Origin of the sequence: Maribacter sp., assembly GCF_016744255.1 — a bacterium.
GTDB lineage: Bacteria > Bacteroidota > Bacteroidia > Flavobacteriales > Flavobacteriaceae > Maribacter_B.
Window position 1 is genome coordinate 1 of sequence record NZ_JADGES010000138.1, and the last position, 6,782, is coordinate 6,782.

4 protein-coding genes are annotated in these 6,782 nt (G+C 32.1%); 3 read left to right on the forward strand and 1 reads right to left on the reverse strand.

Annotated elements, in window-relative coordinates; all coding sequences use genetic code 11:
- Positions 1-1,038: 30S ribosomal protein S12 methylthiotransferase RimO (rimO, locus tag QZZ51_RS15635; protein WP_291871357.1), on the forward strand; the 1,038-nt coding region annotated here is incomplete at its 5' end.
- Between the two features lie 79 nt (positions 1,039-1,117).
- Here rimO and QZZ51_RS15640 read toward each other — a convergent pair.
- Positions 1,118-3,571: a M14 family metallopeptidase gene (locus QZZ51_RS15640; RefSeq protein ID WP_291871359.1), complete on the reverse strand. Its 2,454-nt coding sequence runs from the start codon at positions 3,569-3,571 to the stop codon at positions 1,118-1,120.
- Positions 3,572-3,732: 161 nt separating this feature from the next.
- Between QZZ51_RS15640 and bshC the strand changes: the two genes are divergently transcribed.
- Both bshC and QZZ51_RS15650 read left to right on the forward strand, forming a co-directional pair.
- Positions 3,733-5,337, forward strand: coding sequence for a bacillithiol biosynthesis cysteine-adding enzyme BshC (gene bshC / locus QZZ51_RS15645; protein WP_291871361.1), 1,605 nt, complete (start codon positions 3,733-3,735; stop codon positions 5,335-5,337).
- A gap of 9 nt (positions 5,338-5,346) precedes the next feature.
- Positions 5,347-6,729: a glycosyltransferase family 39 protein gene (locus tag QZZ51_RS15650; RefSeq protein ID WP_291871363.1), complete on the forward strand. Its 1,383-nt coding sequence runs from the start codon at positions 5,347-5,349 to the stop codon at positions 6,727-6,729.
- Positions 6,730-6,782 lie beyond the last annotated feature (53 nt).

Genomic DNA, 6,782 nt, shown 5'->3' on the forward strand with positions numbered 1-6,782 from the left:
AGTGAAAGGTATAAGCCAGACTTACAAAAGGAAATTCCCAATGTAGATGAGTTTTTTGGAACCAGTGAATTGCCTAATTTATTAAAGGCTCTAGAGGCGGATTATAAGCATGAGCTAATAGGGGAAAGAATAACTACTACTCCTAAAAATTATGCTTATTTAAAAATTGCAGAAGGATGTGATCGCCCTTGTTCTTTTTGTGCTATTCCTATAATGCGTGGCAAGCATAAAAGTACACCTATTGAAGATTTAGTGATAGAGGCGGAAAAGTTAGCAGCTAAAGGTGTAAAAGAATTGGTGTTAATTGCTCAGGATCTTACATATTATGGTTTAGATATATATAAGAAAAGGAACCTAGCGGAACTATTAAAGGAACTTGTAAAAGTAGAAGGTATAGAATGGATTCGTCTGCACTATGCTTTTCCGACAGGTTTTCCTATGGATGTTCTAGAGGTAATGAATAAGGAACCTAAGGTTTGTAATTACTTAGATATTCCATTACAGCATATATCCGATTCTGTATTAAAAAGTATGCGTAGAGGTACTACACATGTAAAAACAACCCAATTATTAAAAGATTTTAGGGCGGCAGTTCCAAATATGACGATAAGAACAACACTTATTGTTGGTTATCCTGGGGAAACAGAAGAAAATTTTCAAGAACTTAAGAGTTGGGTAGAAGAGATGCGTTTTGAGCGTTTAGGCTGTTTTACATATAGTCATGAAGAGAATACACATGCATATACTTTAGAAGATAATGTTCCAGAAGAGGTTAAGCAAGATCGTGCTAACCAAATTATGGAAATACAGTCTCAAATTTCATGGGAATTAAATCAAGAAAAAATAGGAGAAACTTTTCGTTGTATTATTGATCGTAAAGAAGGTAATTATTTTATAGGTAGAACAGAGTTCGATTCTCCCGATGTGGATAATGAAGTACTCATAGATGCTACGAAGCATTATTTAAAGCAGGGAGAATTTGTAAATATAAAAATTAATGAAGCAGCAGATTTCGATTTGTATGGCGAGCCAGTTTAATTAATAGTAGTAGACTACGCTATGTCTCGTCCTAAATAATCGATACAGATTATTTAGGACGAGACAATAGTATTTTTTATTAGTTTACCATAAAAATAGCATTGGCAAAAAAGAGTTTTCCATTTTCCCAAAAGCCCCTAAAAAGAGGGTTGTCTACCATATAAATAATGTTTCCTTTCCCTTTTCCTTGAACACCATAGATTAAGGTTTTATCAATTCTTTTTTGAGCTTCGCTTCCTGCAAAACCAGAAATAGGTGTATTGTTGTTTTTTTCTAGATAAACAACATTACCTTTATTTAGATAATCATAAGCATCTTGTCCAAGTTTAAGGGTGAAATAACTGTTGCTGTATCCGTATGCTAAAGGGTGGGTTGTATCTACTTTGGTTTTAAAAATAGCCCCAGTAATGGCATCTTTCATGCGCTCTCTTTCGTTTTTATCATAGGCTTTTAGGTTAGCAGTACTATCTTTTTTTTCTTCTTTTTTCTTAATATCAAAACCTTTTTTTCCGGCTAGAGTTTTTATTGCTTTACCCATGACGATAAGATTTCCACCATTATTAACCCAGTTGTCGATATCGCCTAAAGTTTTTTCAGATAAAAAATCAGAATATCCATAGCCATCTGGTAGTATTAAAACATCATACTTAGATAGATTAATTCTCTTGAAGTAGTTAGCGTCTAAAATGGTTATTGGGTAGTTTAGTTCTTCTTCAAAAAAGTGCCATATTTCGCCAAATCGTAAAGTAGATGTTGGGTCTCCGGATAATACAGCCACTTTTGCATTAGAAATCATTTGAACGGAGTTTGAGCCTAAATCTTTACCGCTATCCATAAAGCCAGTTTGTGTAGGAATTATGTTTTTTTGATAGGTGTTCGAAACCGTTTTTAGGGTAGATAAGAAATTTTTGTTATTACTGTTGTCTCCTTTTGTTATTATTAAACTTCCTCTTTTATAATTTTTATTATCTAAGGAGAATGGCTTTTGTGCAAATCGAACTCTAATATTTTTCTTTAATAAGGAAGCTAAAAATTTAGCATCACTAATACTATTCCAATCCGTAATGTAAGCATAAGCATTTTTGTCCAAGGGAGTATTTGTAGTGGCTTCTCTTTCTAACGAAACTCTTGCCGCAGTACTCGTAGTAGCAATAGCATCTAGGCCATATGCATAAGGAAGAGACCATGCGGTTATGTCATATGTTAAAGAATCACTTAGTTTAGCATTAGGCTCAAAAAGTACATTTACGAGTGTTCCTTTTGCTTGATTGGTAGAAACCACCAAACTGTTTGTAGAACTTTTAAAAGAACCAGGTTTGTTTTTAGCGTATAAATGACCTTTAAGAATTGCATCTTTACCAAAACCATATTCAATTTTGTGCTGGTCTAATAAATTAGTTAATGCTCTAATCTTATCGGTATTTCCATTTAAGACATAGCTTTTGTACTTATGATTTTTGTTTTGATAAAATTTCTTGAATTCGCTATTCAACTTTAAAGCATTTTTTGAAGATATCTCAACCGTAGAGAGTCCTGTAGTTAAATGGTGATTAAAACGATCTATTAGAGATAAAGTGTCTCCTATTTTGGTTTTAATGGCCAGTCCAGCTCTTCCGCTCCCTCCTTGTTCGTAAGTCATGCCAATACTGCCATTGTAAATAGGGTAGGTATCCCCATAACTTGGGTAAAGCAAATCGAAAAATTCTTTAGTAAAATAAAACCACCCATTAGCATCAAAGTATTTTGCATGATTTTTTCCTATTGTGGTTTGAAATTCTCTTTGAAAATCCGTAATAGCCTCATGATAAGGTTCTGCAGCAGGTGCAAAATAATAAGGGCTGTCTACTCCTTGCTCATGAAAATCTACATGTACATGCGGAAGCCATTTGTTGTAGAATTTTAGTCTTTGTTGACTCTCTACTTGGGTTAGCCATGCCCAATCTCTATTTAGGTCGAACATGTAATGGTTACTTCTACCATTAAGCCATCCTTCATGATGTTCTTTACTGTCTGGATTGGTAGTTAAGTTTTTGTTTTTGAATTGATTGTACCAATTAACATAGCGGTCTCTGCCATCAGGGTTAATACAGGGATCCATGATAACTATAGTGTTTTCTAAGTACTCTTTTTTGTTAGTCAATAAGTCATATATGGTCTGCATAGAAACTTCAGTGCTAACACTTTCATTTCCATGAACATTATAGCTAAGCCAAACAATTGCTTTGTCAGATGAGCCTTCGTTTTTAAGACTTTTTAAGTGTTCTAGACGAGTTTTTTCTATATTTTTTAAATTAGATTTGGTAGAAATGTAAGCTAAAAGAAGAGGTCTTTGCTCGTTGGTTTTTCCGTACTCTATAAGTTGAACATTCTCTTTGGCAAACTCTGCAACATATTTAAAATAGTCTACCACTTGATGGTGCCTAGAGAAATGAGTTCCAATTTCATATCCAAGAAATTCTGAAGGAGATTTTAATTCTTGTGCTGATAGTAAAAAGGGTATTGCAAACGAGATAAGTAGTAAAAATTTCTTCATCAATTTTGGTTTTGGTACAGAGTACCCAAATCTAATAAATTTATATGAGATAGTTATTTCCTATTAATAACAAATTGGATGTACTGCATAGAAGCGTAATTAACGTATTTTTAGGAACTCTAAAAGCCAAGAGTTTTATATTTACATAGATTTTAGATTGTATGAATATAGATTATATACCCTTTAAAGAAACAGGCTATTTTTCAAAATTGATAATAGATTATTTAGAACAAAAAGAAAGCGTTCATAGTCTATATAATAATCCCCCTAGTTTAGAAGGTTTTGGTAAACAGATTATAGAAAAGGAGAAGTCTTTTTCAGAAGCCAAAAGAGAAGTTTTGCATGCCACATTAAAGAAACAGTATAAAGGAGTAAAAGCATCTAATAAAACCCTTGAAAATATTACAGCTTTAAAAGACGCTAAGACTTTTACCATTGTAACAGGACATCAATTAAATTTGTTTACTGGGCCATTGTATTTTTTATATAAAATTATATCTACCATAAATCTATCCAAAGAAATAGAAGAACAGAACCCAGAATGCCGAATTGTGCCAGTATATTGGATGGCTACAGAAGACCATGATTTTGAGGAGATAAATTACTTTAATCTTCATGGAAAAAAAATACAATGGAATAAAGGTGTTTCTGGTGCAGTAGGTAAATTATCTACAGAAGGGCTTCCCGAAGTTTTTAAGATTTTAGAAAAAGAACTGGGGGCTAGTAAAAATGCAAAAGAATTAGCCTCTTTGTTTAAATGTGCTTATTTAGAACATAATACGCTTACCGATGCTACAAGGTTTTTAGCTAATGAATTATTTTCAGAATATGGTCTGGTGATAATAGATGGAGATTCGGTGGAATTAAAAAGAGAGTTAATCCCGTATGTAAAAAAGGATATTTTAGAAAATATTGCTTTTAAAGAAGTATCTAAAACCATAGATAGGTTAGGCGAGCAGACAGAAAAATATAACATTCAAGTCAATCCCAGAGAAATAAATTATTTTTATTTAAAGGATGCTATTCGGGAGCGAATTATAGAAAAAGAAGGTTCTTTTTTGGTAAATAATACGGAAATAAAATTTTCTAAGGAAGAGTTGTTGTTAGAGATAGAAAATAATCCAGAACGTTTTTCACCTAATGTAATAGCAAGGCCGTTGTATCAAGAAGTTATTCTTCCTAATCTATGTTATATAGGTGGAGGTGGTGAGATAGCATATTGGTTAGAGCTTAAAAATATGTTTAAAGCTATGCAGGTTCCTTTTCCAATTTTGTTGCTAAGAAATTCTGCTTTAGTGATGAAAAAAAAGCAAAAAGTAAAAATGAAGAAAATGAATCTTTCTGTGCAAGATTTATTTTTAAAGCAAAATAGTATAATCAATAAAAAGATTAGAAAAATATCTAATATCAATATTGATTTTTCAGAGCAGAGAATACATTTAAAAGAACAGTTTGCTGCTATGTATAATATGGCAGAACAAACAGATAAATCTTTTTATGGAGCTGTAAAAGCGCAAGAAGTAAAACAATTAAAGGGGCTTGATGTTTTGGAGAAGCGCCTTTTAAAAGCGCAAAAAGTTAAATTGAAGGACCATGTGGTTAGAATGGCAGATTTGCAGAACGAACTTTTTCCAAACTATTCCTTACAAGAACGTACAGCGAACTTTTCTGAGCTATTTTTAGAATATGGTCCAGGTGTAATTGCAGAATTAAAAAAAGCTTTAAAACCATTGTCGGGAGAGTTTACAGTTATAACTATGAATTAATTCTGGGAAATGTTGGCATCAAATGCGTCTAAAAAAATTAAAATACTTATAATACTAAGTGGGCTGGCAATTATTGGTATTAGCTACATGAAATCGGCCTTAGAACTAGAAGATGCAGAGCAAGCGTATTATTCCCAATGGTGGCGTTTAACTTACGATGATCAACCTCCTTTGTATACTTGGCTTCAAATATTAATAAACAGGCTGTTTGGGATTACTAAATTTTCATTTTCTTTTTTAAGAGCGCTAATTTTAGGAAGTACAATCGCTGCAGTTTATTTGTTTGGAAAAGAATATTTAAAAAATAAAGACAAAGCAGCATTAGGTGTATTGTTATTGTCTACTATACCTACGTACATCGATTTTACATTTAGACGATTATCTCATACTTCATTATTATGCCTCGCGGTAGTATTAACTTTTATTATAGTGAACCGTTTGTTGAAAACTAAAACTATAGTTAACTATTTAGCGTTGGGGTTGGTAATTAGTCTAGGGATTTTAACAAAGTATAATTATATTTTAGTGTTAGGGGCATTTGTAGCTATATTTCCTTTTAATAAGTCAATTAAGGAAATTGTTTTTAATAAGAAAATGGGGCTAACAATCAGCATAGTAACCTTGTTTGTATTCCCGCATTTCTACGACTTGTTTTCGAATATGTATTTTATGGAGCAATTACACAAGAGTGTAGCTCTTAAAACGAGTACGGTTAAAGAAAATGTAATTCCTGTACTTTCTTCTTTTTTAGCAATAGGAAAGAGTTTTGTTAGTTTAATACTTCCTTTATTGGCTCTTTTGGGTTTTCTTTTTTGGAGAAAAATAATAGTTATTAAAAAGGAAAATGTTCAAAGTTGGTTGAAACAGGTTTTTATTGCTCAAGTAGTAATTTTGATGTTAGTTTTTATTGTAATGAAAATATACAAAGTAGAAACTAGGTGGCTTTTGCCTATTTTTATTCCTTACACAGTTCTTATTTTGTCTTTATTGCAAATTAACTCCGCTAAGCAATGTCTAAAATATGGTTTTGGCTTTTTTATATTTGTAATTATTGGGCAAACGATGAGAACTCCTATAGAAAAATTTTTAAAAATATCTTCTTCTGTGCATTATGGTTTTAATAAAATTTCAGAGGATTTAAATACAGAGTTTGCAGATAAACAATGGGTTCTCCCAGATGTTACTTATGGAGGTAATATTCGGTTTTTAAATGCGGACAAAGAAATTTTGTCTTTGGATGATTTTACCTTGCCAAAATCTTTAGAAAAACAAGGAAGTAGGGTTGTAGTTCGTATGGATTCTGATTCTTTCTTTATTTTAAAGTCCAATGTAGTACATAGGGTTATGGGCTTTGGAAAGGAAAAAGAGAACTTAAGTTTTTTCTTAGATTAAATAATGTGTGGAAATTTCTTTGTTTGCCCATGGAATGGTCTAGCCAATACATT

Bases quoted from the DNA above. Each gene is read 5' to 3' on its own strand.
- QZZ51_RS15640 (WP_291871359.1), bottom strand. From the start codon at position 3,571: ATGAAGAAATTTTTACTACTTATCTCGTTTGCAATACCCTTTTTACTA.
- bshC (WP_291871361.1), top strand. From the start codon at position 3,733: ATGAATATAGATTATATACCCTTTAAAGAAACAGGCTATTTTTCAAAA.
- QZZ51_RS15650 (WP_291871363.1), top strand. From the start codon at position 5,347: ATGTTGGCATCAAATGCGTCTAAAAAAATTAAAATACTTATAATACTA.